This is a genomic window from Brevundimonas sp., assembly GCF_046295775.1.
GTDB lineage: Bacteria > Pseudomonadota > Alphaproteobacteria > Caulobacterales > Caulobacteraceae > Brevundimonas.
Map to the genome: position 1 here is coordinate 1 of NZ_JBKBML010000021.1, position 25,898 is coordinate 25,898.

19 protein-coding genes and 1 pseudogene are annotated in these 25,898 nt (G+C 61.6%); 10 read left to right on the plus strand and 10 right to left on the minus strand.

Translation table 11 applies throughout. From position 1 onward, the window contains the following. Positions 1-441: 441 nt before the first annotated feature. Both ACK4I0_RS11415 and ACK4I0_RS11420 read right to left on the minus strand, forming a co-directional pair. The gene (locus tag ACK4I0_RS11415) at positions 442-2,040 is read right to left on the minus strand and encodes a recombinase family protein (RefSeq protein WP_409611044.1); all 1,599 of its coding nucleotides are present in this window, start codon (positions 2,038-2,040) and stop codon (positions 442-444) included. After that, positions 2,037-2,444, minus strand: a complete 408-nt coding sequence (locus ACK4I0_RS11420; RefSeq protein WP_409611046.1) for a DUF2924 domain-containing protein — start codon at positions 2,442-2,444, stop codon at positions 2,037-2,039. The genes ACK4I0_RS11415 and ACK4I0_RS11420 overlap by 4 nt, the downstream gene beginning before the upstream one ends. A gap of 246 nt (positions 2,445-2,690) precedes the next feature. Between ACK4I0_RS11420 and ACK4I0_RS11425 the strand changes: the two genes are divergently transcribed. Together ACK4I0_RS11425 and ACK4I0_RS11430 are read left to right on the plus strand one after the other, a co-directional pair. Further along, positions 2,691-3,995, plus strand: coding sequence for a site-specific DNA-methyltransferase (locus ACK4I0_RS11425; protein ID WP_409611048.1), 1,305 nt, complete (start codon positions 2,691-2,693; stop codon positions 3,993-3,995). Further along, positions 3,992-4,447 carry a DUF5681 domain-containing protein gene (locus ACK4I0_RS11430; RefSeq protein WP_409611050.1) on the plus strand — a complete coding sequence of 152 codons (456 nt, stop codon included), beginning with the start codon at positions 3,992-3,994 and terminating at the stop codon, positions 4,445-4,447. The genes ACK4I0_RS11425 and ACK4I0_RS11430 overlap by 4 nt, the downstream gene beginning before the upstream one ends. A 3-nt stretch (positions 4,448-4,450) precedes the next feature. Here the strand turns inward: ACK4I0_RS11430 and ACK4I0_RS11435 are convergent, their stop codons facing one another. Together ACK4I0_RS11435 and ACK4I0_RS11440 are read right to left on the minus strand one after the other, a co-directional pair. Continuing rightward, positions 4,451-5,122 (minus strand): SHOCT domain-containing protein, encoded by a 672-nt coding sequence (locus ACK4I0_RS11435; RefSeq protein ID WP_409611052.1) that lies wholly within the window; start codon positions 5,120-5,122, stop codon positions 4,451-4,453. 31 nt (positions 5,123-5,153) lie between these two features. Next, positions 5,154-5,920, minus strand: a protein-coding gene (locus ACK4I0_RS11440) for an IS5 family transposase (protein ID WP_409611054.1) whose coding sequence is annotated in 2 segments (ribosomal slippage) — positions 5,154-5,563 and positions 5,563-5,920 — 768 coding nt in all. Because the reading frame shifts where the segments join, the coding sequence is not laid out codon by codon here. Positions 5,921-6,497: 577 nt separating this feature from the next. Between ACK4I0_RS11440 and ACK4I0_RS11445 the strand changes: the two genes are divergently transcribed. The 5 genes from ACK4I0_RS11445 to ACK4I0_RS11465 all read left to right on the plus strand — a co-directional run bounded on the left by ACK4I0_RS11445 (position 6,498) and on the right by ACK4I0_RS11465 (position 10,963). Continuing rightward, positions 6,498-6,743, plus strand: a complete 246-nt coding sequence (locus tag ACK4I0_RS11445; protein WP_409611056.1) for a helix-turn-helix domain-containing protein — start codon at positions 6,498-6,500, stop codon at positions 6,741-6,743. 294 nt (positions 6,744-7,037) lie between these two features. After that, positions 7,038-7,919, plus strand: coding sequence for a hypothetical protein (locus ACK4I0_RS11450; protein ID WP_409611058.1), 882 nt, complete (start codon positions 7,038-7,040; stop codon positions 7,917-7,919). Between the two features lie 115 nt (positions 7,920-8,034). Next, positions 8,035-8,613 carry a hypothetical protein gene (locus tag ACK4I0_RS11455; protein ID WP_409611060.1) on the plus strand — a complete coding sequence of 193 codons (579 nt, stop codon included), beginning with the start codon at positions 8,035-8,037 and terminating at the stop codon, positions 8,611-8,613. Between the two features lie 111 nt (positions 8,614-8,724). After that, positions 8,725-9,519, plus strand: coding sequence for a hypothetical protein (locus ACK4I0_RS11460; protein WP_409611062.1), 795 nt, complete (start codon positions 8,725-8,727; stop codon positions 9,517-9,519). Positions 9,520-10,333: 814 nt separating this feature from the next. Beyond that, positions 10,334-10,963, plus strand: coding sequence for a thermonuclease family protein (locus tag ACK4I0_RS11465; protein WP_409611064.1), 630 nt, complete (start codon positions 10,334-10,336; stop codon positions 10,961-10,963). 1,701 nt (positions 10,964-12,664) lie between these two features. On the opposite strand, the gene ACK4I0_RS11470 is transcribed toward ACK4I0_RS11465, so the two are convergent. Further along, positions 12,665-16,126, minus strand: a complete 3,462-nt coding sequence (locus ACK4I0_RS11470) for an RHS repeat-associated core domain-containing protein (RefSeq protein ID WP_409611066.1) — start codon at positions 16,124-16,126, stop codon at positions 12,665-12,667. A 954-nt stretch (positions 16,127-17,080) separates the two neighbouring features. Here ACK4I0_RS11470 and ACK4I0_RS11475 point away from each other — a divergent pair. Then, complete coding sequence (locus tag ACK4I0_RS11475) at positions 17,081-17,677, plus strand: hypothetical protein (protein WP_409611068.1); 597 nt, start codon at positions 17,081-17,083, stop codon at positions 17,675-17,677. 147 nt (positions 17,678-17,824) lie between these two features. Here the strand turns inward: ACK4I0_RS11475 and ACK4I0_RS11480 are convergent. After that, positions 17,825-18,294, minus strand: a pseudogene (locus ACK4I0_RS11480) (IS6 family transposase). A 488-nt stretch (positions 18,295-18,782) separates the two neighbouring features. Beyond that, the gene (locus ACK4I0_RS11485) at positions 18,783-20,684 is read right to left on the minus strand and encodes an RHS repeat-associated core domain-containing protein (protein WP_409611070.1); all 1,902 of its coding nucleotides are present in this window, start codon (positions 20,682-20,684) and stop codon (positions 18,783-18,785) included. Between ACK4I0_RS11485 and ACK4I0_RS11490 the strand changes: the two genes are divergently transcribed. Together ACK4I0_RS11490 and virB11 are read left to right on the plus strand one after the other, a co-directional pair. Then, positions 20,683-21,498, plus strand: coding sequence for a TrbI/VirB10 family protein (locus ACK4I0_RS11490; RefSeq protein WP_409611072.1), 816 nt, complete (start codon positions 20,683-20,685; stop codon positions 21,496-21,498). The genes ACK4I0_RS11485 and ACK4I0_RS11490 overlap by 2 nt on opposite strands. Then, positions 21,495-22,514 (plus strand): P-type DNA transfer ATPase VirB11, encoded by a 1,020-nt coding sequence (gene virB11, locus ACK4I0_RS11495; RefSeq protein WP_409611074.1) that lies wholly within the window; start codon positions 21,495-21,497, stop codon positions 22,512-22,514. The genes ACK4I0_RS11490 and virB11 overlap by 4 nt, the downstream gene beginning before the upstream one ends. A 266-nt stretch (positions 22,515-22,780) precedes the next feature. On the opposite strand, the gene ACK4I0_RS11500 is transcribed toward virB11, so the two are convergent. From ACK4I0_RS11500 to tpiA, 3 genes are all read right to left on the minus strand, one after another. Next, positions 22,781-24,430: a CTP synthase gene (locus ACK4I0_RS11500; protein ID WP_409611076.1), complete on the minus strand. Its 1,650-nt coding sequence runs from the start codon at positions 24,428-24,430 to the stop codon at positions 22,781-22,783. Positions 24,431-24,552: 122 nt separating this feature from the next. After that, complete coding sequence (gene secG / locus ACK4I0_RS11505) at positions 24,553-24,984, minus strand: preprotein translocase subunit SecG (RefSeq protein WP_409611078.1); 432 nt, start codon at positions 24,982-24,984, stop codon at positions 24,553-24,555. A gap of 93 nt (positions 24,985-25,077) precedes the next feature. Continuing rightward, positions 25,078-25,827 (minus strand): triose-phosphate isomerase, encoded by a 750-nt coding sequence (gene tpiA, locus ACK4I0_RS11510; protein WP_409611080.1) that lies wholly within the window; start codon positions 25,825-25,827, stop codon positions 25,078-25,080. Positions 25,828-25,898 lie beyond the last annotated feature (71 nt).

A 25,898-nucleotide genomic window follows, 5' to 3' on the forward strand; every position in this document is an offset into this window, starting at 1 on the left:
CTTGAAAACCGCCGTAGGTGGAAGCCTACCGTGGGTTCGAATCCCACCCTGTCCGCCACCGACCCCAGCCAGCTTGTCTCTGGGGGGTGGTGCTCACCCTAACCCTCGCACATCTCGCATCTAATCCCGCGTCAACCGCCGTGGCTGGGCCGTATTCCAGGCCGTCTCCGCGCGCATTTCGCGATCCCAACGCCACCAGTCTCCGCGCGGTCTCGAGCTGGTGGAGTTTGCCTAATTCCCTGTTATCGCGATTTCGAGGTCGGTATCCAGCGCGCCGCCCCCACGCTTAAACCTCCGCAAATCCGGGCGATTCCGAGGTGATCTGGCCTTTCAGGCCCAAATCAGAACAGGGAATTTAATCTGACCAGAACACGGAATCTAACAGGAGGAGATCAGGGGCAAAACACGACCACAACACGCCGGGTCAGCGAATTGGCTAGCTCAGCAAAATCGTTGCCGCTGCTCGATCCAACAGGTTGGAATGGGTCCACTCATCAGCTGAGCCAAGCTCAGAGTTGGGGGTTGTCGACCTTCGAGGATCTGGCCCTGGATGTCGGGAGCCAGGAACGCCAGCCTCACCAGATTACGCTCATAGGCGCTCTTGGGAACCTGAGCATCGAGCGCGTCAAACGTGGCCTTCCCAGAGTTCCACCCCAGACCCTTGGCAAGACGGTGTGCCTGTCGAAGCCCCTTGATCAACACCGGATCAGGTCGAGATCTTTGGGGCAGCGCGCCACCCCGAGGTGCGATCAGATCGACACGCCCGCCGCGGACCTGACACCGGACCGGAAGGTCGAGGAGCATCTGAGTCAGATCGTGGGGATCGGCCTGCAGCTTCGAGCACGCGCCGGCCGAGAGTTGGTCGGACTTGAGCGTCAGCCGGACTGACTGCTCCAGAACGTCGATACGCGCGACCGGCATGGTCAGCGCCTGAAGGGATGTCGCCGCCCCGCCCAGCACGGATTGCAGCCCGCGCTCGACGACCTCATGGATCGCCTCCGCCTTCACCCGACGAATGGTGTTGCGATCGACCCGACTCGCCCTCCCCTGCTGTAGAGGTGCCGAGACATAGTAGCGGTAAACCTTGCCGCCCCGGCCGTAACCGAATGACGGGCTCATCGGATGGCCGTCCCCATCCTTCAGCAGTCCCTTGAGCGGCAGGTCTGAGGATCGCAACGCCCTATCGCGATAAGTGACGGCATTGGCGCGGATTTGAGCCTGCACGCGATCGAACACCTCGGGATCGATGATGGCGGGATGCGCGCCGGCGGCGGCGCCTTCGCTATGGGCGATCTCACCGAGATAGATGCGGTTCTTTAGGGTATGGAACAGGCCGCCTCTGCTGAACGCCACGCCTCCGGACCTCACACCCTTCCCGCTTACCCGCGCACGGGTGCGCCATCCGTCTGTTTCGAGGCGGGCCTCTAAGGCGGCGACCGATCCCAGCTCCAAATAGAGCTCGAATATCCGGCGGACCCTGGGGGCTTCGACCGGGTCGAGCGTCAGAGCGCGGGTCGCCTTGTCGGTGGGCAGGCCATAGCCAAGAGGCGGCACGCCGCCCATCCACATGCCTTTCTTCTTGGAGGCGGCGATCTTGTCGCGAATACGCTCGCCCGTGACCTCGCGCTCGAACTGGGCGAACGACAGCAGGACGTTCAACGTCAGGCGGCCCATGGAGGTGGTGGTGTTGAACGCCTGGGTTACCGAGACGAACGAGGCGTCGGCCCGATCCAGCCGCTCCACAATGCGGGCGAAATCAGACAGTGCCCGGGTCAACCGGTCGATCTTGTAGACGACGATCGTATCGATCTGCCCGGCGTCCACGTCCGCCATCAACTGCTTGAGAGCCGGACGCTCCATGTTGCCGCCTGAAAACCCGCCGTCGTCATAGATGGTGGGGATGAGCTTCCAGCCTTCGGCAGCCTGGCTCTTGATATACGCCTCGCAGGCTTCCCTCTGAGCATGGAGGCTGTTGAACGCTTGGTCCAAACCCTCCTCGGTGCTTTTGCGGGTGTAGATGGCGCAGCGGATGGCCTTCATCGTCCACCCTCCTCTCGCAAGCCGAAGAACCTAGGCCCGTTCCACCGCGTACCCGTGATGGCGCGGGCGACCTGAGAAAGGCTGGCATAGCGGCCATCTGACCAAACCAACTTGCCGTCGGGAGCGACCACCACCTCGTGGCGCACGCCCTGCCATTCGCGTGACAGCTTCGTCCCTGGCGTCAGCACCGAAGTCGCCGGCGCCGTTCCGGGTCGTCGAAGAGATCGTCGTTGATCAATGCCAAGACCGCCGGTTTGGTCGGCTTGAAGGCGAAACGCCAAGGCCAACGCCAACAACTCCGTTGACCGAAGACGCGGCGGCGGACCGAAGCGTTGGCGCCAGGCCTGACGAAGCGAATGAAGATCCATATCGGCGATGACGTCGAATGAGTTGTTCAAGGTCATGTTCACATCAAGATTGAAGTCACATTCGGCTTTGATGATGAAGTTTGCTCGAACTCAGCGACAAGTCCACCGACTAAGTCTCTACATTTTTAGATATATGCACGTACGACACACGTAACTTTCTGTGGATATTTCATATTATCAGAATTTATGGATTGCCAGATCGTGCCACGCGCACCACCCTAACCTCACAACCGGGAAAAAACTGAAGCACTTGATCGGCCGAGAGGCTGAAAAGGAGAAGTTATGCCTGGTGTGCCGAACGATCGCCCGCTCGCGGTCGAGTATGTGAAACTGTCTGACCTGCGGCTGGACCCGAACAATCCCCGCACACACTCCAAAAAGCAGGTAGCGCAGATCGCCGCCAGCATGCGCGAGTTCGGGATGGTCAATCCCGTCCTCGTCACCGAACACCTTGAGGTCATCGCGGGCCATGGCCGGGTGCTCGCTGTGGGAGTTTTGGAGCACGAGTTCGTGCCCGTTATTCGGCTCTACGGCCTATCTACTGCTCAGAAGAAGCAGCTTCGGATCGCCGACAACAAGATCGCGCTCAATGCGAGTTGGGACACGACCCTTCTTCGTCAGGAGATCCTGGAACTCCAGGCGCTGGAGATTGAGATCGATTTCACGGTGATGGGCTTCGAGCCGGCCGAGATCGATCTGATGCTGGCGTCGAAAGGGGAGGATACCGCCGAAGACGATCACCTCCCCGAGGCCCCAGCGACGCCGCGCGCACAGACGGGCGACATCTGGCAGCTCGGCAAACACCGGATCGGTTGTGGCGACAGCCGTGATGAGGCGTTTGTCCGCCGTGTGGTAGGCGATGACGCCGTGATCGACGCCGTCTTCGTGGATCCGCCCTACAATGTCTCGATCCAAAGCCACGCCAATGTCCGCTCCGATCACAAGGAGTTCGCCATGGCGTCCGGCGAGATGACGGATTCGACGTTCATCCGCTTCCTGGAGGTAACGCTCGGCGTCTGCGCTGCCGTCTCACGCGACGGGGCGGTGCATTTCGTCTGCATGGACTGGCGGCATATGGAGCATCTGTTGCGCGCCGGCGAGGTCGTCTATGACGAGCTCATCAACCTGTGCGTCTGGAACAAGTCCAATGCCGGCATGGGCTCGCCCTACCGCTCCAAGCATGAACTAGTGTTCGTCTACCGCGCCGGCTCCGCCCAGCATCAAAACAACATCGAGCTCGGCAAACATGGGCGTAACCGGACCAATGTCTGGGACTACAGCTCGGTCAATGTGGGCGGCTCTCGAGGCGCCGAGCTCAAATGGCATCCCACCGTCAAGCCGGCAGCTATGGTCGCCGCCGCCATCCAGGACGTCACGCGTCGTGGCGACTTAGTGCTCGACACCTTCCTGGGCTCCGGCACCACGCTCATCGCCGCCGAACGTACCGGCCGGGTCTGCCGCGGCGTCGAGATCGATCCCGCCTATGTCGACATCGCCATCGAGCGTTGGGAAGCGATCACCGGAAAGACGGCGGAACGGGTCGACAGCGCCGGCGGCTATGATGCTGGCCAGGAGGTCGCGGCATGACCGACAGCGGCGAAGGTGAATACGAAGTCGGCTATGGAAAACCGCCGAAAGCCACCCGCTGGATGAAAGGCGGCCGCTCTCCCAATCCCCGCGGCCGGCCAAAAAAGAGGCCCGTACTCGAACGTGCGCGCTCCACCCGCCAGATCTATGACGACATCATCGCCGTCATGGAGGAGGACGTGGTGGTGCGCACGCCCAAGGGCCAGAAGCGCATTCCCGCGAGCCTAGCCCTTCTGAAGAAGGCTCGCGAGGATGCGTTCAAGGGCAATGGCGTCAACAACCGTGCCTTGCAGAAGCTATATGTGGAGGCAATGGACTTCAGAGAACGCGAGCGCGACACGATCGCCTGGGAGGAGCTCATGGCGTTGGAGAAGAAGCTGAAGCGTGGCGGCATGCTCGCCGAAGACTACGAGATGCTCAACCTCCTGCGCCGCCTTGTCCGTGAAGAGTGAGGATCAACCCGCCAGGATCTTCGACTTCATCCCCTGAAACTCAGCGTCGCTGATCACCCCGGCGTCGAACATCACCTTGGCCTTCTGGATTTCGTCGACCACGCCTCCACCGGTTGCCGGGGCGCCCGCGTGGAAAACGACGCCGCCGGCGGCTGCGCGCACTTCTTCCATTCCGCGAACACGGCGCTTCTCTTCCCAGGCCTGTTCTTCATGCTGAGCGCGGGCATACATGCTGGAGGCGGGCTCACTCGGCACCCCTTCAACGCGGATCGCCATCAGCGGTCGGCCGATGTGGGCGAAGCGGAGGTTGGAGCCGCACAGCATTCCTAAGACGTTCTGTTCAATCGTGGCGTCGATCAGGTCTTTCCACTGGATGTCGGTCATCTTGAAGCCACCCAGCAGGCCGCGCTTCATGGTGATAACCCGGCTGTTGGTGATGGCGATCTGAGTGCGCCGGCTGAACAGGGCGAACACCCGGTGTTGTAGAGCGGAGGTGATCACCTGCTCATCGGCCATCAGCACCTTGTTCAGTTCTCTCTTGGCTTTTTCCGTCCGACCGCCGGCGCCGAGGAACACGGCCGCCATCCAGAGCGCCAGCACCGGTATGCCTAAAAAGGTGGCGATCAGGACGCACGCCGCGACAAGGAAAAACAGAACTCGAAAAATACCTGACATCAGCCCATCCCCTCCTAGGACGAATCGACATTCACCGCATCCAGAGCATTGAAGCGGCGATATGGACGAAGGCGAGGTAGTGGCTGCCCAGCCTGTCGAACCGGGTGGCGAAGCGTCTGAAGTGCTTGAGCTTGTTGAAGCAGCGCTCGACGCGGTTGCGCATCTTGTAGATCAGGGGATCGTGCGGGATCGATGTGTTGCGCGAGCGGGTCGAGGGGATGACGGCCTCGGCTCCGATCCTGGCCAGATGGGCGCGCAGGCTGTTGGCGTCATAGGCTCGGTCGGCGAGGACAGCCGCAGGCTGATAACATTCCAGAAGCGCCGGGACGGCGAGAATGTCGTGGCTCTGGCCTGGCGCGATCAGGAAGCGGACCGGTCGTCCGAGCGTGTCGCAGGCCATGTGGACCTTGGTCGTCAGTCCCCCTCTGGAACGCCCCACAGTCGGATCGAGGCCCCCTTTTTTGAGCCGCTGCCCCGGCCGGTCGTCGCCTGCTGATGAGCCCGCACCAGGGTCGAGTCCAGCATAAGATACCGGTTGTCCCGATCCTCGGCGAGATCGGCGAAGACCTTCTCCCACACCCCGGCCGCCGCCCATCGGCTGAAGCGTTTGTGCGCCGTCCTCCACTTGCCGTAGCGCTCCGGAAGATCCTGCCAGTGGGCGCCGGACCGCAGCACCCAGAGCACCCCGTTCACGAACAGCCGGTTGTCGGACCCCGTCCGGCCGGGGTCCGACGCCTTGCCCGGCAGCAAGGGCGCGATCCGCGACCACTGCGCATCATCCAGTTCGTAACGCTTCACGCCCACCGCTGACCTCCGCTAAAGCGGAGACCTATGAATCACGCATCAGGCCGGGCGTGAATCCCTGAATGTCGATTGGACCTAGAACAAAGGAGTAGGTAGCGGACGGTATTCCGCTGGCGTGCAGTGGGCCTCTTCGTTCTGCGGCGAACGTCTATCGAAATGCACGAACCGCCCACTTTGGCGATCAATGTAGACGTATCGACCGTCAATCGGTTCGAGGAGCTCGATCCGATCGGGCGTCACTTCGTGAATGTCGAGGACATTGCGACATGCGTGGTTGAACGTTTCACCACGCACGGTCGTGGTCCGGCAGTATCGTGATGTCGTCAGATCGAACGAGAAGCGTTCAGTTATAGGCACCCTGCCCCTCAGCGGGTGATATTGAACCGAACCTTCGCAGATCAGATCAAATTGATCGGCAGCCGCAACCGGCGTCGCGACTAGCGACACAGCTATCACTAAAATTCTCAAGAGACTTCTCCCGTCACGTGCCGGGTCAGAAGCCCAGCAATGCTCCTATCGTGGGAGCATAGACAAACCAGGCCATGAGCGGAAGCGCTATTGAGGTGCTTTCATGCCCGCCTGGGTTTCGTCGCCGGTTCACAGGGAGATTGTCGCCGCGCTGATTGAAGCGCGGCGCCAGCGTGGCATGACCCAACGTGATCTCGCCGCAGCGCTCGGCAAGCCGCCTTCGTTTATCGGTAAAATCGAGGCCATCGAGCGGAATGTCAGCGTCCTGGAATTCGTCGCTTGGGCCCGTGCGGTGGAAGCTGACCCCTCAGCACTATTGCCGCTAGGCGGTGAAGTGCCGGAGCTCTGAGCTAGAGCAAGCAGGCAGCTTTTGCCGTGCCTGGTTTGCGCCAAAAGCGGAAGTCCACACCCTGCCGTGAACACGACCTTCGGTGCCTAACTTGGTGCTGTCGAACATCGCAGTAGCTACAAAGCGCCTGATTGTGGCATGCGCCATCACACCGCCATGCGGCTCTTGAGCTAGTGATTAGCTTCCGGGTTGCGGTAACTATCAGGGCACGGCGACGTCGTGGGACCGACAAGGGTTTAGGAGGAGGCCACAGCTGTCTGTCTTATCGACGTGCGGGCCTTGGCGGAGCAGACGATGGCGAAATCAAAGTCAGGCGGGACGACGTCCGGGGAGGTGCCGAAACGGCTGACACCGACCCCTGAAGTGATGCGGGAGCTATATCTCTTATCGGGCAACAACTGCGCGATGCCGGACTGCGATGGCCTGATCATCGACGCCAAGGGCGTCGTGGTGGGTGAAGTCTGCCACATTAGCTCCGCCATGCCAGACGGAGCGCGGTTTGACCCACAGAAAACTAATGAACAACGTCGGGAGGTCTCGAACCTGATCTTGCTGTGCCGGGGTCATCACACCCAAGTGGACAGCAAGCAGCGAAGAAAAGACTATCCGGTCGAAGTGCTAACGAAAATCAAGCGGGAGCACGAAGCCAAATTCAAAGGCCTCGCAGACGCGCTGACGCATTCGTTCAACACCGGCTATGCGGATTCAACCGACAAACTGAAGCCGACGGACGCAAAGACCTATGCTCGTCTAGCGACCATTCTGCCCGAGGCAGCCCTTAAAGGTGAAGACGCGGCGAGACGCAAAAAGCAAATCTCAGCCTACGTCGCAAAGATGAAGGTGGTGCCCGACGCTGAGCGTCTGTTCATGCTCGCGATCATCAAACGCGCGCTCAAACTGGGGAAGGACGAGATGGTTGTGCATGTGGATGACGTGAAGAGCGCCCTGAGCGTCGGTCACAGCCGGATCAAGACCATGGGCGACGCTCTGTCACGCTACGGCGTTGGCGATGTCGATCTCTACGGCACGGGTCGAGGCACCGATGAACACCACGTCGGCATCAGAGACCCCTCCGACTACCTGACCTGGGCAGAGATCGCCGAATTCTGCGACAACACTGGTGTCCCGCTGGACGATTTTGTCCTGCGACTGAAGTTCGGTTTGCTCGACGGCTGAGCACTGGATGTATGGTCATATGCGCCAGTTATGGACATCGGCCTACTGCCCCAAATGCAGATCAATGCTCAGCTGAGAAATGTTCGCTGAAAGCAACAAATAGCGAGGGACGTCTATGGGCGAAGCGAAAAAGAAGATGGCGGCGGCGAGAGAATGGCGGGAGAGCCTTAGCCCGGACGAAATCGTCGTAGCAGACGCTGCGGCCAAGCTTTTCAGCGCGTTTGTCCAGCCCTTTCAGGCCATGGGCATGTGCTACCGCTTAACCTTCTTCCTCGCGGAATACCTGCAGGACCACCACGGGATCAGTGTTGTGCCGATAGTCGGCTACATCAACGATGGCGAGGGGGATATCATGGCGTCCCACGCTTGGATCGAACTTGGAGGGAAGAAGGTCGATCTCGCGCTGGCCTTTACGGAGCATCCCGAGGCCCAACTTGTAGGCGAGGTCCTTATCCTCGATCGCGTGACACGTCCTGGCGTCCGCTACACCTATCATCGCGAGAGGTCGCCGGAGGCGTTGAGGGCGATCATGCGCCTTCGTTCGGATATGAAGTTCGCGACCTTAGCCGACCATAAGGAGCAGGAGCATCTCACCATGAAGGCGCGCGCTCAGAACCCTGACCTGCGTCGCGCTTATCTTGACGACGCTCCTGACGGTTTCGTCTACGATCGCCTGGTTAAGTTGATCGAGTGAACCGGCCAGACAACGCCCTCGCCGGCGCGCGCGCTTGACGCGAGGACCTAGCACTTCGCCAAGCGCACGCAGTGTCGCACCAGCTCACGTTCTGGTGCAGGAGGTCCAGCTATGGTCCCATCCGACTATCCTGACGACTACGATGAGGACGACAGGCTCGACCCGAGCCGCGACTGGGAAGACGCAGCAAGCATCCACCCGGGCGCGCTGCCGGGCGCGCTGCGCCGCCTTACGCTGCTGGGGGACGATCCCTTCCTGAGCATGCAGGCGACGAACATCGGCCTAGTCGACGCCTTCCTTAACACCCTCGAAAGCCGGCTCATGCGTGAGCGCGTGACCCAAGACAGCACACCGCCCGACACCGCCTTTGTGCTCGCACAATCGCAAATGTGGATCTTCTCGACCTATGAGCTGCTGCGCACCTGGAAGCAGCGAGCCAAGGACACCATCAAGCTGATCGAGAACGGCGGGGTCGAGATGCGGCTGGCGAAGCTTCTGAAGCCTCTCAGCTACCGACACACGGCGCGCGAGATGCGGGCGCGGCAGCTGCAAAAGATCGCCATCATGCCCAACGCTTTGGACGTGCTCGACGCGGACTTGCGGCGAACCCATGTAACCTTCGGGCTGATGGAGGCGCTGCGGATGGCGCTGGCCAAGCACGAGGTGCCGAAGGTGAAGGATTCGGTGGCCTTCGCGCCAGGGTACGGTCGGATCAATATGTGGAATGGCTCGATCGACTTCGAGCTGTCCACGGACGCAGGAATTTTAGGGACCACGAGCCATCGCGAACTGGCCGAAGGGCTTCGACATATGTTTAATGGGCCACCGCAGACTTGGGACGAGCTCGCGAACTTCAACGACTACCTGAAGGGCCCGCCAGCGTCGTTTTGGCCTCCAGGACCGTAAGGTCTACAGGTAGGCTTTCATACGGAGCGCCACTATAGTTGGTCGCGCCTTAGAGGTGCCGCTCGATTTTGTCGCTAACCCCAGTGCTGGAAACGTCGAGTACAGGTAACGTGCACTGGAATTCACATTTTACGACTTCAATTACTGGATTCGTGCCCGATAGCGGGCGTTCCGAACGGTGCCGTTGCGTCAGGCTCGGCCTTAGTCGACGCCGCTGATGCGCCATATGCGGAAGTTAGCCACGCGCCCGAGAGGGGCGTTCAGGACGAGCCAGTTCAAGACATCACTCGAGCATCTCGCGAGATTTGAAAGTGAGAATAGTCAAAACCTCTCCATTAGCGGCCCGAATGCTCTGCTCGAAAATCTCGTACCGATCCGCATCGAAGCGATCAAACCAGGCATCAGCTCCGATGATCGTACGAGGCGATTTTTGCATCGCTCCATGCAGGACGTCCAATGCAGCCGATTCCGCATCGATTTCGTCGCGGGGGAACCAGCGTGATGGAACGGCTGGACCGGCGCGAAACCAGCGCCTGCCTTTTGGACCGTGACATACGAGGATTGCTGGCTCTGGACCCAAGGTGACGAGCCTGAGCGCCGTGGCGCTTCGGCTCGTGCCGAACTGTTCACGTAATTCGTCTACGGACTCGAAGGTCGTCTTTTTGAGCTTCGCCGCTGCAGGCTCGAACAGATAACCGTCGCAGTCGCCCTCGTACTATCGGCCGCCACCTCCTCCTGTGACAGCCCTGCGCGCAGCGCGACCGGACCTGAACAGCCGCGCGAAGCGACCATTCAGGACACTGATCTTCGGGTAGTGAACGGAACGGTCGTCGGCATCGCAGATGGCGACACCATCACGGTCGTGATGCCCAACCTAGAGGAGGTGAAGGTTCGGCTCGCAAACATCGATGCGCCGGAGCGCGGACAGCCTTGGGGCAATCGCTCGAAACAGGTCCTCTCCGGTATGGTCTCCGGGCGCGAAGTCGGCGTGAGGCAGACTGACGTGGATCGATGGGGACGGATCGTCGGCCACGTTTCCGTCGGGACCCAAGACGTTAATCGGGAGATGGTCGCGCAAGGCGCCGCTTGGGCGTTCAGGCGCTACCTGACCGACCCTTCTTTGATCGAAGTGGAGGCGGTCGCGAAGCGCGATCGTCTTGGCCTATGGGCCATGCCGGAGGCTGAAACGGTGCCGCCGTGGGAGTGGCGCCAAGGCGTTCGGGAACCGTCGGCTCCGGGTCCGGCACCGGTGCGGCAGCAGGCGCTTCCGTCGGCTGTGCCTGCGGGCGCGGCAGCACTCAGCTGCGGCCCGAAAACTCGATGTTCGCAAATGGCGTCCTGCGCTGAGGCCGAATTTTACCTTCGGCAATGTCGACTGACGACGATAGACGGCAATCGAGATGGAGAGCCGTGTGAGCAGCTTTGCGGGACCGCGTCGCGCTAGCAGGCGCTGCCGGCGTCCGGACAGCGGCGCGGCTGCTCGACGGCGGTGCCCAACGCCAGCCCGCGATCGTTCCGACAGCGAATGACGCGAGTCTGCTTTCGGACCTCAACAAATGTCCGCTGCTGGCGCATGGCTGACATCAGGCTTCTGGCTACAGATCGGACGCGGTCGACGCCGGCTAATGGTGGGAAGCGGAATGCGGATCGTCCTAGTACACGGGCACCACATCCCACCCTGTCAGGCCAAGCATAAACTCTCCGAAATCACGCACAGCCCCGTCGCGCGGTGACCATCGGTTAACAAAGCTGTACTGCCCCTGATTGCTGGCGACTTCGATAATCCACCTCGACCCGTCAAGACCGTCACCGCAGATCTTCGGTCGTTCGCCATGCACCTCAGTCGTACTGAGGGTCGCATGCAGTTGGCTTATTTCAGCATGGGTCAAAGGGCGCTCAAGAGTTCTAGGTCGACCTTGGAAGCCGCCTCCTCCGGCCCTCTGTTTGGCTGTCAAATATGCGCTGTCACCATCCGTTTGGTCTATCCGGACAACTATTGGTTCGTGAAAGCTGCGAAGCCACAATAATCGATATGAAGCGGTCTGGCCGGGACTGTTTCCAGTAGAAATCCTATAGAGTGATGGCTCGCTAAACGCACGAAGCTCTCCTGCAAACCAATCTGCTTCGAATGTAGAAATGACCGCTTCTTCGACATGTCCATAGCGACATCCGCTCGGCTGGTTGAGGAGCATGGGTGCAAAATAGATAGTTCTTGTCGTGCTATACCATCCAGCGAACAGAGCTGCCGCAAGGACCATCAAAGCCAATACTAGCGCGAATCCCTTCGGCATCATCTGGCCCGACATGAAATCATACCCCAAGGAAATTCGCGACTGGCGCGCAGCCGTCAGTGCGCCTGCAATAACCCGATTTCTCATAGTGAACCCAACGTCTGTAAAGGTTCGAGAGCAGACCTCGCCCATTCGCCAGATTGCAGACATTCGCCACGGCTTCCGAATGTCGAGTTGTCGGCGGAATGCCAACGCCTGCTCCTGGCGCTTAGCGGTCGCTAGCTCCCCTCCCCCTGTTCCCGCCTTGTTCGCGAAATGCGCATAAGCGGCATTATGCCGATGCGCCTAATATAACGAGAAGCATTCTGGCGAACATCAGACGGCGGCAAAAACCATAATTTTCACCCGAGTTGTAACCAAAACTCTGGGTCAAACCGTTTGGACGGCACGGCATCGAATTCAGTACTTGGTTCTAACATCCAACGTGCGCTCACGAATCATACGCAACAAAAGCGGCCCATCGTAGATCATATTAAGAGGTATCTTAACACGCCCCGCCACAGTCGATACTAGCGTCAGCTCAGATTCATCCCGACCAATTTCCACACTTACAGGATCATCCCCTTCAAAATCATACCGACGCTCTCTTAAATGACTAACATGTATACTATTTCTATCCACGCGCAAAAACCGATGCGCAGTAAGCGACATTATGAATTCAGGCAAGTATCTTATAAGGCCAACAAACAAAACTAGGCCGCAGGCATAAATAACGTAAATACCTGGCGGCTCTCTCAATGCCCCTAAGTACGTCGTTGGAAGGCCCGGAATAAAACTCGCGAAGCATACACACGCAACGACTACATACCTAGGGACAATCTTTGCGGCATTGTACTTGAAGCTTTGCTCAAATTCTACTGACAATACTGCCCCCTTAATCCAGCGTAGCTTCGAGCGGCAGCTGTGCCGGCCGCCTCTCCCGAGCTAGCACCTGCTGTCGCACCGGCAGCAGCCAAAGCAATTGCGCCGGGCCCTGTCGGTGACGCGCCCATCCCCGCGGCCATGCCGCCTAAAGCGCCTCCCATCGCCCCCCCAACCAGTGGAGCTATGAGATTGAGTGCTATAACATCAACACTCTGCCCTCGCATTGTCCCTTCCCACACGGCGGCACCCATGCCACCGGCGTTGAGTAAGAACCTCATTGGAGCAAAGGCGCGAGCGTGTTCCGATCCCGCAGCCGCTTCAACTGTATTTTCCAGCGCGCCGTGCGCTGAGCCGGCAATACCAGCTGTCATTGCGACTCCCGTAGCCCTTGATCCCGCTTGACAGTCGACCGGCTGTGAACGTCCCTCGAACGAACCGAGAATCGCCCCCCGGAACGGAGTGAATCCGATATTTTGCCCATCGTCCCATCCAGTAAACCGCCACCCGCTCAGAAAGCGTTCAATCCCGTCACGATCACAAATAGCGTTCGAAGGGCATCTTCTTCCAATAACAGGCCCAGTAGTACAATCTGGCCGGTCCATCACAGTCCCACAGTCACGCTCCAGCCCCATCGGATCGGTGAAGTTCACCGGATCCCCACCGACGTAGGCGTAGAGGTTGGGTCCGTCGCCGTATCCAATCGGATCGGTTTGCGTGAACCGCCCCAGCTGGGGCGCGTAGGCACGGGCGCGGTAGTGGTAGAGCTGCGCCTGCGGCAACCACATCTGCCCCGTGTACTGCAGCCGGCCCTGGTTGCCGGCGCCCGGCACGCCGTATTCGTCGTAGGTGTTGATCGCCAGGGTGGCGCCGGAGTTGTCCGTCAGGCCGACCACTGACCCGCGCTCATCAGTCATCAGCCAGCGCCGGTCGAAGCCCGTGCCCTCATAGGTCGCCAGCACGTCATCCAGGCCCGCGCCCGGCACATAGCGCCGCACCAGCTGGCCAGCGCTGTTGTACTCCCCCACGACCTGATGGCCGTCGTAGAAGAACATCACGTCCTCCGACGAGCCGGTCGTGCGCGCCAGCCGACCCAGCGGATCGTAGAACAGCGACGCGCCATTAGCTGCGATCATCTGATTGGCCTGATCGTAGCCGTAGCTGCCCACGCCGGGGGCCGAGGTGATGTTGAGCCGGGCGTCGTGGCTTGTAGCCGCGCCGTTGATGCTGCCGACTTGGTTGCGGCGGTTATGCGTATAGTTCGTCAGGCCCGCGCCGGGCGTATGGGCGTAGGCGCTGTTGGAGGCGGTGCGGCTCATGATCTGGCCGGCGGGGTTATAGGTGAAGCCCAGCGTTAGGTCCTGCGCCGTGCCCGCCGCATTGTGGGTCAGGCCCGACAGTCTCCCCGCCGCGTCGTAGGCGTAGGTGGTGTTGGCTCCGTTCGCCCGCGTGATCGATGCGCGACGCCCCAGGTTGTCATAGCCGTAGCTGGCCAGGGGCCAGTTGGTCCCATTCTCGCGAACCCCCGTCAGATCGCCGGCGACGTTGTAGTCGTACGCCGCCCAGAAGCCGTCCGGCCAGTGGATCGAGGTCCGACGGCCCGCCACGTCGTAGCCGTAGCTCATCGTGCCCAGGGCCGAGCCCTGGCTGGTCATTCGGCCCAGCGCGTCCCACGCCATCGGCCAGGTCCCGCCGCCGTGCGCCGTGGCGCTCGTCGGCCGGCCGAAGTTGTCATAGGCGTACAGGCCGCCGATCGCTGGGTTGGCCGCCACAGTCACGCTGGTCTGGCGACCCAGGGCGTCATAGGCCGCCGTCGTCACCTCCCCTGCCCGGTTGCGGACGCTGACCACATTGCCGGCCGCGTCGTAGCCGTACTCCTCATAGTCCGTGGTCGAGGTGCCCGCCGTCGATGGATTTGGGTAGCGCATCCGGCGCAGGCGGTCGAAGCCGTCATACGCCATCACCGAGACGTTGCCGTTGCCGTCCGTCAGGCTCTGCGGCAGGCCGTTGGGGGTGTAAGTCACGCTCTCGGTGATCGGCGCGTCGGAGCCGTAGCCCGCCGTGCTGGAGATCGGCCGCCCCGCCGCGTCATAGGCGTAGCGCGTGATCCGGTCGGGGCCGAACACGCCGATCGGCGTCTCCGGCGAGCAGGCGTCAGTCGGAACGGCTCCGTCCATCTTCATGCGCACGGTGACGCACGAGACCCGGCCTGCCGCGTCATAGGACCACTGCTGCTGAGTAAGAGGAGCTACGCCGCCGCTGGGCTGCTCGACGAACTCCAGGCGACCGTACGCGTCATATTTGTTGTTGACCGTCGCCAGCGGGTTGAACGCCCCCCAGGCCCCGGCCGCAGCCGTGCCGGTCTCGACCTTGGTCACCTGACCGCGCGGATTGTAGGTGTATCGCTGAGCGCGGTTCAGCAGAGGCCCGGCGCCGTCCGGGTCAGGGCCGACCATGCCGACGACGCGCCGCGCCGTGTCGTAATGATAGTGGACGCGGTCCCCGGCGCCCGCCAGCGGACCGTCGACCGAAGCGACATCGCCGACGGCGGTGTAGGCCATTGTCGTCGTGGCGCTCAGCGCCCCCGTGCCGTCGCGGTGCGTCACCGCCGTCGGCAGCAGATTGTTGGCCACGCCGGCGGCGCCGTACGTCACCACAGTGCGCGACTCCGCCGCCGTCCCGACACAGCCCGGAGCCGAACCCGTCGCACAGGTGGACACGGAGATCGGAAGCGTGACCGCCAGGCCTGCCGCGACGAAGCCTCCGCCGCTGTTCTTGATGAAGCCCGTCTGAGGCGCATAGGCGATCCGCGTCTGCGGCCGAGGCGCACCCGCCGTAGGCGCGGGAGCGGTGACCGTCAGAAGCCCTCCGTGAACCGGATCGTAGGCGTAGTTCGTCACGCCGCCCCGCGCGTCCGTCACCGAGGTCGGAAGGTTGCAGGTCACTGGATTGGCGCAACTCGCCGGATAGGCCGCGGACGTCGTGATGTTCGCCAGGCCCGAACCAGGCTTGGCCGCATATGCCACCTGAGTGACGTTGCCACGACCGTCGTAGGTGTAGCTGGCGACCTCGCCCTCAGGACCCGTTGCCGTCGCAACGCGCCTTCCGGCGTTATAGGTCCAACTCCAGCTCCGGCTGACGGCTGGGGCCACCGAAGTCACCTGCGTCGCGGAACTCGGTTGACCCACCGTGAGATCGGTCACGACCGTCAGCTTCTGGTCCAGAGGACCGGAGACCTCCATGGTGCGGATCGCACCGGCGTCAGAGATCGCATACTCCCAGCGCCCCGAAGCATCGGTGACGGCCAAGCCCCCCGTCATCAAGTCTCTCTCGGCGCTAATCAGCGGATGGGGATCGGATCCCACCAGAAGGTCCGTGCGCGCCGATGTGCCTAAGCCGGTCGTGCGATAGCGCGTCGCCACGCCATTCTGATCGGTGAAAGTCTGCTCGGTCACCCCGATAGCCGGTGAGGACGAGGAGACCGTCACACTGGGCCAGTTCTGCGAATATGTGCAGCTGAACGCCGAGGGTGCGCAATAGTCGACCGCTAGATTAAGTGCGGTCACCTTATCAACAGCCATCCACAAACTATCGTCCGAAAAGCTATCGGAGACATATTTGTAGTGCACCATATACCCTGTGTTCGTATGGTACGACTGGAGGCGCCCGACAGAGAAGTTCAGACAAAAGCTGGGCGGTGGCCCTCCTGGATATTCGAGTTCGGGGTCTGGATCAGTGCAACTAACGCCCTGAAACTGGGTGTATGTGTATGTTGTCATAGCTCCGTTCGGAGACTGTTTCCGAGTGACTGAGCCGTCCGGAAATGACGTGACGTGCTTCCTCTCCATCAGGTAAGTCGTCCCGTCGCCGCGAGTGTAGACGAACTGGCCGTTAGACGAGTTGTAAACCAAGGTAGACCCGGCGTTCTCTTTCGGCGTGAACACCATGGCCCCAACGGAGGTGAACACCTCGGTCATCCCATCGACCGTCACGACGCAATCGACGCCAATCCCGCAGGACGCAATGCCGCCAACCGCCTGATCCCACCATATGCCATTATCAAGCAGCACGCGGCCGTGGCTCAGTCCTCCGCCCGCAGGTCCAATTGAAACACCGCCCGACACCGGCATCCATTGCCCCGTCACCAGATCAACCCCGCGCTGGTCGAGTGTATAACGCTCAGGAGGGATCGGCTGCGATTGGGACAATGCCGGACCGGCCAATGCACCCGAAGCAAGCAGAGCGACGAAGCTGGCCTGCGCGCTCCGAGTCAGCCGCCTACGCGCACCCGTGTCGTTCACCATCGCCAAAGACTCCCCCAAGCCGGACAACAATCAAGTGTTGTCTGCAGCGACACGACGCGTCAAGGTAGAGCTTGGCTTTATTTATTCGACTTGGGGGAGCGGATGATGAAACGGCTACTTGCGGCGGGAACGACGCTTTTTTTGATTCTGGCGACTGGCGCGCATGCTCAGACGGCCCAGCAGTATCGCTACGACGTCCACGGGCGCTTGGCGCAGACTGAATCCACCTCCGGGCTCACCACTACCTACGGCTTGGATGCGGCGAACAACAGAACGTCGCGGAACGTCACCAACACCTTCGCAGCCTCCTGGCAGGTAGCCGATTTGCCGCATGTTATCGGCTTCCCGGAAGGCGGGGGCTGGGCGGCCAACGTCCATGAGCCGGCCGGGTACATCAATTTAGGGCCCTACACGCCCGGCGTCCCGATTGGTCCTCGCCAAGCGCTCTGGCGAATGATGATCGACGCCCATGACACTACAAACACTCAACTCGTTGCTCGAATCTATGTTTACGATCTCACTGCGGGTCAGGTTCTCGCCCAACGTGACCTGACCCGCCAAGATTGGACGGCGAACTGGACCTATAAGGTGTTTGAGTTGCCCTTCGCCATGGACGCTTGGCGGGCCGGTCATTTGATCGAGTTTAAGACTTATTTTTTCGCGACAGCTCATATAAGAGCCGACTTGGTCGGGTACCGCTGACGACGTCTGACTGGGTCATGCGGCGCACTTGATCGTCTCACCCGTCAAAACAACTAGATGATGTTGCTTGGGCAGAGATTGTTCATCGGCCGACAGCTCTGTCAGGTTAGCCGGCGAAGGCCGAAAAGACTCCCTACCCGAACCTTCTCAGGCGACGGCCGCCAGCCAAGCATCCTCGGCTCCGGCGCGGAAGCGGCGAAGGGTCGTCGGCTGATTAGATGTCTCTGGGTATAGAAGGTGTTGTAGATCGCCGCGTGGGTGGTGAGAAAACGCTGGGCCGAAGTCTGGCTCTTGAACAGCTGCATCTTCCGCTCTCGTCTGCCTTCATCATCCACAGCACGCCACAAGTACATCCGCTTGCCGCCGATCCTGCAGACCACCTCGTCCAGATGCCACCGCGGCGATGGCGCCGGCCGCTTCCGCTTCAGGTTGCGGGCGATCTGCGGTCTGAACTTGATCGTCCAGCAGCGGATGGTCTCGTAGCTGACGTTGATGCCTCTCTGCGCCAGCATCTCCTCGACGTCACGGAAGCTGAGCGTGAAGCGGAAGTAGAGCCAGACGGCATGCCGGATGATCTCAGGCGGGAACCGGTGCCGCTTGAACGAGAGTGACCGCATCTGTTCCTTGCCCCGCCGCGGCCACGCCGGCCGCTAAGTGGAGACAAGTTACCGTTAGACTGACAGCCCCCCCCGTCAGGCCGCCCGCGACGTTGTAGTCATACGCCGCCTAGAAGCGGTCGGGCTAGTGGATCGAGGTCCGACGGCATCACGAAGATGATATTGACTACAAAATCGTCAATAAAAGAAATATAACACTACACCTAGACAGCACCCAAAAACAAGACCAGACAATATTGTCAATGCCACTAGCTTTTTATTCAAGAAGTTACTATTCAAGAAGTTATTAGCCAACGGCGGATTCTTAGATTTTATATCTATAAACTTTACCCAACCAGAAGCAATAAATATAGGAAAAATGGCCAACAATGATATTGTTGTCAATATTCCAAAATTTATATCACTAAACCACGAAAGCAATATTATCGCAAGGCAGATAGCCGCTAATGCTCGCAGCGCAAAAACAATTTTCATGCAATTGCTGTATTTTATAGGCACGGAGAACCCCTTCTTCTTGAAATGGCGCCTGAAAGTCTATCGCCTACGAACCTCTCAGAAATGCTTTGTGCCATATCGTTTGGGATCAAACGCAAAGGTGAAAGCCTTATCGCCAAATCGGCCCCAAGGGGGATCGGATCGCCAGCGAAGCCTTGCATCACCACGCCAGATGTGGCCACGGCACCGCCGAAAGAGGTATGCACGATACCTGCGCTCATCAAGTATCCTCCGATTGCAGCTCCGACGCCCGTCTCCCAACTTACGGATGTAATTGCTGCTCCTGCGACCATAGTCGAAAGACCACCTAGTTCGATCCACCCACCGATGTCTGCCACCATATCTCCTTGGCGCCAAAGGCGGCAGTTGACGTTCGGATCCGCCAAACGCGGTAACTGAGCTGCCCCTCCTTCCGAAACACCTCCCAAACCAGGCCCTCCAAACCAAGGCCCTTCCTGCGATCCGCCCCATTGAATCTGCGGTCCGCCAGTTGGCCCCTCCACGAAGCACACTTCTATATTTTGTGAGTTGTATCCAATTCTTCCATCAGGTTCGCACTTGTCCCTGGCAACCCTCCTTCCAGGCACCAAGGCTTGGAGCCCCATAGGATCGACCCAGTTCACCGGATCCCCTCCCACGTAGGCGTAGAGGTTGGGGCCATCGCCGTATCCGATGGGATCGGTTTGCATGAACCGTCCCAGCTGGGGCGCGTAGGCTCGGGCGCGGTAGTGGTAGAGCTGGGCCTGCGGCAACCACATCTGCCCCGTGTACTGCAGCCGGCCCTGGTTGCCGGCGCCCGGCACGCCGTATTCGTCGTAGGTGTTGATCGCCAGGGTGGCGCCGGAGTTGTCGGTCAGGCCGACCACTGACCCGCGCTCATCGGTCATCAGCCAGCGCCGGTCGAAGCCCGTGCCTTCATAGGTCGCCAGCACGTCGTCCAGGCCCGCGCCCGGCACATGGCGCCGCACCAGCTGGCCGGCGCTGTTGTATTCCCCCACGACCTGATGGCCGTCGTAGAAGAACATCACGTCTTCCGACGAGCCGGTCGTGCGCGCCAGCCGCCCCAGCGGATCGTAGAACAGCGACGCCCCGTTGGCCGAGGTCATCTGATTGGCCTGATCGTAGCCGTAGCTGCCCACGCCGGGGGCCGAGGTGATGTTGAGCCGGGCGTCGTAGCCGACCGCCGCGCCGCCGACGCTGGTGACCTGGTTGCGTCGGTTGTTGGCGTAGCTCGTCAGGCCCGCGCCCGGCGTATGGGCATAGGCGCTGTTGGAGGCTGTGCGGCTCATGATCTGGCCGGCGGGATTGTAGGTGAAGCCCAGCGTCAGGTCCTGCGCCGTACCGGCTGCATCGTGGGTCAGGCCCGACAGCCGCCCCGCCGCGTCGTAGGCGTAGGTGGTGTTGGCTCCGTTCGCCCGCGTGATCGACGCGCGACGGCCCAGGTTGTCATAGCCGTAGCTGGCCAGGGGCCAGTTGGTCCCGTTCTCGCGCACCCCCGTCAGATCGCCCGCGACGTTGTAGTCGTAGGCCGCCCAGAAGCCGTCAGGCCACTGGATCGAGGTCCGACGGCCCGCCGCGTCGTAGCCGTAGCTCATCGTGCCGAGGATCGAGCCCTGGCTGGTCATTCGGCCCAGCGCGTCCCACGCCATCGGCCAGGTCCCGCCGCCGTGCGCCGTGGCGCTCGTCGGCCGGCCCAGATTGTCGTAGGCGTACAGGCCGCCGATCGCCGGGTTGGCCGCCGCAGTCACGCTGGTCTGGCGACCCAGGGCGTCATAGGCCGCCGTCGTCACCTCCCCTGCCCGGTTGCGGACGCTGACCACATTGCCGGCCGCGTCGTAGCCGTACTCCTCATAGTCCGTGGTCGAGGTTCCGGCGGTTGACGGGTTCGCTCCCATGCCCCCGCCACCACAGCTGCAGCCGCCTGTCCCGCCCGTCCCGCCTGCATACGCGGCTCAGCCGCCTCCAGCAGGTTACACGCCTCCGCCAGCTTACACGCCGCCTCTGGATTCCGTGTCGCCACCCACGATTTCTAGGACCGGCGAAAACAGAAACCGCTCGCTAGTCATCGACACCACGCGCGCAGGCCCATCAAGTCCCGGTTCCGGCCCGTCGTCAGTCGCTGAAAACGTTAGCCGCCCGGATCGGATCGCTTCGGCCAACTCCATCATTCCGCAGGGCTCTCTGATCCCTGCCGTCTTGGAGACAGCGCTGGACTCTACCCAACCAGGCGTCGTTCGAGCCATCGTCTCGCGCGCCATCACAGGCTTTGATGGCAGAAAGGTTCTGGTCCCCCGCGGATCACGGATTTTTGGAGAGTATCAAGCTGACCTGTCAGCAGGCCAAAACCGTGCGCTGATCCAATGGTCACGACTTGTCCGCCCAGACGGCGTGACAATAGCCTTAGGTTCTCCGGCCGCTGATCTACAGGGGCGCATTGGGCTTCGGGGCCAGGTGGACAATCACTTCCTGCAGCGGTTCGGTTCGGCTCTGCTGCAGACCACGGTCAGTCTCGGCACGGCTATCGCGGGTCGGAGCATTGGCGGCGACGGGGCGTTGATCCTTGCGTTGCCTGGCTCAATTCAAAACACCGGCCCCACGGGCCCTGCGACGCAACGGCTCACGCCGACGCTGAGGGTTCCTGCCGGCGCGAGTGTGAGTGTTCTAGTTGCACGAGACCTGGATTTCGCAACGGCAAGCGAGCGGTCGTGACCGAGCCGACCGATTCCGGACAAATTTATCTCCAGAGCTATCTGGCCCCATTTTCCGCTGTACTGCGCCGACCGGACGTTACGGACGTTTACGTCAATCGTCCTGGCGAAATCTGGATTGAGACTGTTGGTGGAACGATTGAGCGGACGAAAGTCGATACGCTTTCCAGCAGCGTCCTTGAAAGATTGGCCCGCCAGATTGCGGCGCACGCACACCAAGGCATAAGTCGCGAACATCCACTGCTGTCCGCTTCCCTGCCAAGCGGCGAACGCATTCAGATCATCCTTCCACCAGCCACACGCGGGCATCTGGCGATGGCAATCCGAAAGCACGTGGCCGTCGGTCTCAAGCTAGACGATTACGCATCAAACGGAGGGTTTGAGGGACTGGGGTCGCGGACGGCTGAGACCACAGAACTTAAGAACAAGCTCGAAGTGCTGCTTGCGTCCGGAGATTATGTGGCCCTGCTCTCTTCCGCGGTGAAGGGCAGGATGAACATCCTCGTTTCAGGCGGTACGTCTACTGGCAAGACCACGTTCCTTGACGCCCTCATCCGGGAGATCGACCCCTCGGAACGCCTGATCGTGATCGAAGACGCCCCGGAACTGAAGTTGAACCATGAGAATGCTGTGGGTCTGTTGTCTGCTCGCAGCGCGCTCAGCGAAACTGCTGTCACAACCGATGACCTTTTGAACGCAGCTTTGAGAATGCGGCCGGACCGGATCATCTTAGGCGAGCTTCGAGGAGCGGAAGCCTACGCATTTCTCCGAGCCGTAAACACCGGCCATCCTGGGTCCATGACAACCGTGCACGCAAACTCTCCCGAGCACGCTATCGAGCAAATAGCTCTGCTGGTCCTCCAAAGCGGCACAGCCCTCCGGCGTGAAGACATAGCTCACTACATCCGTTCAACGGTTGATGTGTACGTGCATCTGGAGCGAACGGCTAAGGGCCGGCGGATAACCGATGTTTATCTGCCTGATATCGGCGGCACCCCCCGCAACCGCCGAACTTGAGCTAGAGACAAGTTCGCATTGGACTGACTGCACCGCCACCCTTTTCCGTCAGGCGCCCGTCACGGGTCGAAGCAACCCGAGAATGGCTGAGCCGGCGATCAGGACGGCGGTGACGCACAGGGTCAAGACGACAGTCATCCTGAAGTGTTTGTGCAGAAAGTATAAAAGCTCTCCCGCCACGACGCTCTCCTGCAACAGCCCGCCCCATAATGGCACAGGCCGGAGGGACTGACGCAACAAACGTGCGTGAACGGTAGCGGACAGAACTAGACCAGCCGGCTTTGCTCCAACGCCGCGCCGATGAAGCTGGCGAACAGCGGGTGCGGGGCGAACGGGCGGCTTTTCAGTTCCGGATGGTACTGCACGCCGATGAACCACGGGTGGTCCGGCCGCTCGACAGTCTCGGGCAGCACGCCGTCAGGCGACAGGCCCGAGAAGACCATGCCGGCCTCCTCGATCGCCTCGCGGTAGTTGATGTTGACCTCGTAGCGGTGGCGATGGCGCTCGCTGATGTCGGTTGCGCCGTAAATGTCGGCGATCCGGGTCCCGGCCTTCAGCGTCGAGGCATAGGCCCCCAGGCGCATGGTGCCGCCCAGATCGCCGCCCTGCTGGCGCAGAACGCGCTGATTGCCCTGTGTCCATTCGGTCATCAAACCGACGACAGGTTCGGCCGCCGGCCCGAACTCTGTCGAGGAGGCTTTGCTCAGACCCGCCAGGTTCCGGGCGGTTTCGATCACCGCCATCTGCATGCCGAAGCAGATGCCGAAATACGGAATATGCCGCTCGCGAGCGAAGCGGGCCGCCTCGATCTTCCCCTCCGCCCCGCGTTCCCCGAAGCCACCGGGCACCAGAATGGCGTGGGCGTTCTGGAGCCGCTCGGCGCAGGCTTCGGGGTCGCCCTCGAAGGTGTCGGCCTCGACCCAGTCGATGTTGACCTTGGCGTTGTTGGCCACGCCGCCGTGATGCAGCGCCTCGATCAGCGACTTGTAGGCGTCCTTCAGCACTGTGTACTTGCCGACGACGGCGACGGTGACCTCGCCGTCCGGATTGGTGCGGCGGCGCACGATCTCTTCCCAGCCAGACAGGTCCGGCTCGGGCGCGTCGGTGACGCCGAAGTGGGCCAGGACTTCGCGGTCAAGCCCCTCGCGGTGATAGTCCAGCGGCACGGCGTAGATGTCGGCCGAATCCATCGCCTGGATCACGCCGCTCTCGCGCACATTGCAGAAGAGGCCGATCTTGCGCTTCTCGTCGGCCGGAATCGGCTGTTCGCAGCGGCACAGCAGGATGTCAGGCTGAATGCCGATGGAGCGCAGTTCCTTGACCGAGTGCTGCGTCGGCTTGGTCTTCATCTCGCCGGCGGTCTTGATGAAGGGCAGCAGCGTCAGGTGCACGAAGCACGACTGCCCGCGCGGCAGATCCTGGCCCAACTGACGGATAGCTTCGAAGAACGGCAGCCCCTCGATGTCGCCGACCGTGCCGCCGATTTCGACCAGCACGAAGTCCACGTCCTCGCCGTCGTCGGTCAGGGCCTTGGTCAGGCAGAAGGATTTGATCTGGTCGGTGACGTGCGGGATCACCTGAACCGTGGCGCCCAGATAGTCGCCGCGCCGCTCTTTCTCGAGGATGGTCGAATAGATGCGGCCGGTCGTGATGTTGTCGGACTTGGCCGCCGACACGCCGGTGAACCGCTCGTAGTGGCCCAGGTCCAGGTCGGTCTCGGCGCCGTCGTCGGTGACGAAGACCTCACCGTGCTGATACGGGCTCATCGTGCCCGGATCGACGTTCAGATAGGGGTCGAGCTTGCGCAGGCGGACCTTGTAGCCGCGCGCCTGAAGAAGCGCTCCGAGAGCGGCGGAGGCGAGGCCTTTTCCAAGCGAGGAAACCACGCCGCCGGTGATGAACACATAGCGAGCCATGGGCGGACACCCTACTGCATGATTCGCCCGGCGCGAGAGTGCGCGATGCGGCGAACTGTTGATCAAAAGAAGAAAGCGCGCCGGTCGGGCGCGCTTTCAGGGTCGTTTCTAGTCCTGTCGCCCTACTGGGCGGGAGCGGGAGCGGGAGCTGGCGCCGGAGCGGAGGCCGCCGGAAGGCTGGCTTCCAGGTCGTCCAGCGAAGGCGCGGTCCGCGTCGGCGCGGCCGGTTCGGCGGGTTGAGCGCCCGCCGCGGCCGGGGCCTGATCGCCGATGGCGATGGAGCCGATGGCGTCGGCGTCGATCACCGAGCGCGAGCCGCGCTCCATGTTGCCGGCGATGGTCAGGCCGATGGCGCACAGGAAGAACAGCACCGCCAAGATCGAAGTGGTGCGCGTCAGCAGGTTCGCCGCGCCGCGCGCGGTCATGAAGCCGCCGCCACCGCCGCCACCGCCGCCCATGCCCAGGGCGCCGCCCTCTGACTTCTGCAGCAGGATCACCCCGGACAGGGCGACCGAGATGATGATCATGGCGACGAGGAGAATGGTCTGGAGCATGGCAGCCGACATGTGGGCGCGGAACTGCGCCGATCAAGCGGCGGCCTCTAACACCGAAGCCGCTCGCGAGCAATCAAAGGGTGGCGCGAACGATCAGGCCGCGCGGATGATGGCCAGGAAGTCATCGGCCTTGAGCGACGCGCCGCCGACCAGGGCCCCGCCGACCTCTTCCACTGCCAAAATCTCGGCCGCGTTGCTGGGCTTGACTGACCCGCCGTACAGAATCAGCGGCGCCTGGCCGCCTTCGCCCAGTTGCTCGACCAGGGCGGCGCGCACGGCGGCGTGGACCTCGGCGATCTGCTCCAGCGTCGGCGTCAGCCCCGTCCCGATAGCCCAGACTGGCTCATAGGCTACGGCGAAGGCTCGCCCGTTCAGCGACATCGGCAGCGAACCGGAGATCTGGCTCCTGACCACTTCGATGGCACGGCCGGCCTCGCGCTCCTGCAACGTCTCGCCGATGCAGATGACGGGCTCTAGGCCCGCACGCAGGGCGGCCTCCACCTTGGCGGACACGTCGGCGTCCGTCTCGCCGTGTCCCTGTCTGCGCTCGGAATGGCCCAGGATCACGAGAGCGGCCCCCGCTTCGGCGAGCAACTCGGCCGAAATGTCGCCCGTGAAGGCGCCGGCCGCCTCGGCGCGACAGTCCTGCCCTCCAACCTCGACCACGGAGCCCGAGGCGAGTTCAGCAAGGCGCGAGACCAGCGTTGCGGGCGGCATGACGGCCACGCGGGATGACGTCGGCTCGCTGACCAGGGCCTCGATCAGACGGCGCGCCTGAGCCAGGCCGTCCGCCTGACCGTTCATCTTCCAGTTGCCGGCGATAAGCTTCACGGATCGTTTCATGCGCCTTCTTTAGGCGCCGCTTTTCCTCAAGCCAAGCCGTGACCGATCGCCTCGCCTTGCGGTCGCCACGG

What these genes read in the sequence shown, in the direction of transcription:
- ACK4I0_RS11475 (WP_409611068.1), top strand. Translation starts at nt 17,081, where the DNA reads ATGAAACGGCTACTTGCGGCGGGAACGACGCTTTTTTTGATTCTGGCG.
- ACK4I0_RS11425 (WP_409611048.1), top strand. Translation starts at nt 2,691, where the DNA reads ATGCCTGGTGTGCCGAACGATCGCCCGCTCGCGGTCGAGTATGTGAAA.
- ACK4I0_RS11415 (WP_409611044.1), bottom strand. Translation starts at nt 2,040, where the DNA reads ATGAAGGCCATCCGCTGCGCCATCTACACCCGCAAAAGCACCGAGGAG.
- ACK4I0_RS11455 (WP_409611060.1), top strand. Translation starts at nt 8,035, where the DNA reads ATGGGCGAAGCGAAAAAGAAGATGGCGGCGGCGAGAGAATGGCGGGAG.
- ACK4I0_RS11500 (WP_409611076.1), bottom strand. Translation starts at nt 24,430, where the DNA reads ATGGCTCGCTATGTGTTCATCACCGGCGGCGTGGTTTCCTCGCTTGGA.
- ACK4I0_RS11420 (WP_409611046.1), bottom strand. Translation starts at nt 2,444, where the DNA reads ATGACCTTGAACAACTCATTCGACGTCATCGCCGATATGGATCTTCAT.
- ACK4I0_RS11450 (WP_409611058.1), top strand. Translation starts at nt 7,038, where the DNA reads ATGGCGAAATCAAAGTCAGGCGGGACGACGTCCGGGGAGGTGCCGAAA.
- ACK4I0_RS11445 (WP_409611056.1), top strand. Translation starts at nt 6,498, where the DNA reads ATGCCCGCCTGGGTTTCGTCGCCGGTTCACAGGGAGATTGTCGCCGCG.
- ACK4I0_RS11490 (WP_409611072.1), top strand. Translation starts at nt 20,683, where the DNA reads ATGCCCCCGCCACCACAGCTGCAGCCGCCTGTCCCGCCCGTCCCGCCT.
- ACK4I0_RS11460 (WP_409611062.1), top strand. Translation starts at nt 8,725, where the DNA reads ATGGTCCCATCCGACTATCCTGACGACTACGATGAGGACGACAGGCTC.
- ACK4I0_RS11485 (WP_409611070.1), bottom strand. Translation starts at nt 20,684, where the DNA reads ATGGGAGCGAACCCGTCAACCGCCGGAACCTCGACCACGGACTATGAG.
- ACK4I0_RS11430 (WP_409611050.1), top strand. Translation starts at nt 3,992, where the DNA reads ATGACCGACAGCGGCGAAGGTGAATACGAAGTCGGCTATGGAAAACCG.
- tpiA (WP_409611080.1), bottom strand. Translation starts at nt 25,827, where the DNA reads ATGAAACGATCCGTGAAGCTTATCGCCGGCAACTGGAAGATGAACGGT.
- ACK4I0_RS11435 (WP_409611052.1), bottom strand. Translation starts at nt 5,122, where the DNA reads ATGTCAGGTATTTTTCGAGTTCTGTTTTTCCTTGTCGCGGCGTGCGTC.
- secG (WP_409611078.1), bottom strand. Translation starts at nt 24,984, where the DNA reads ATGCTCCAGACCATTCTCCTCGTCGCCATGATCATCATCTCGGTCGCC.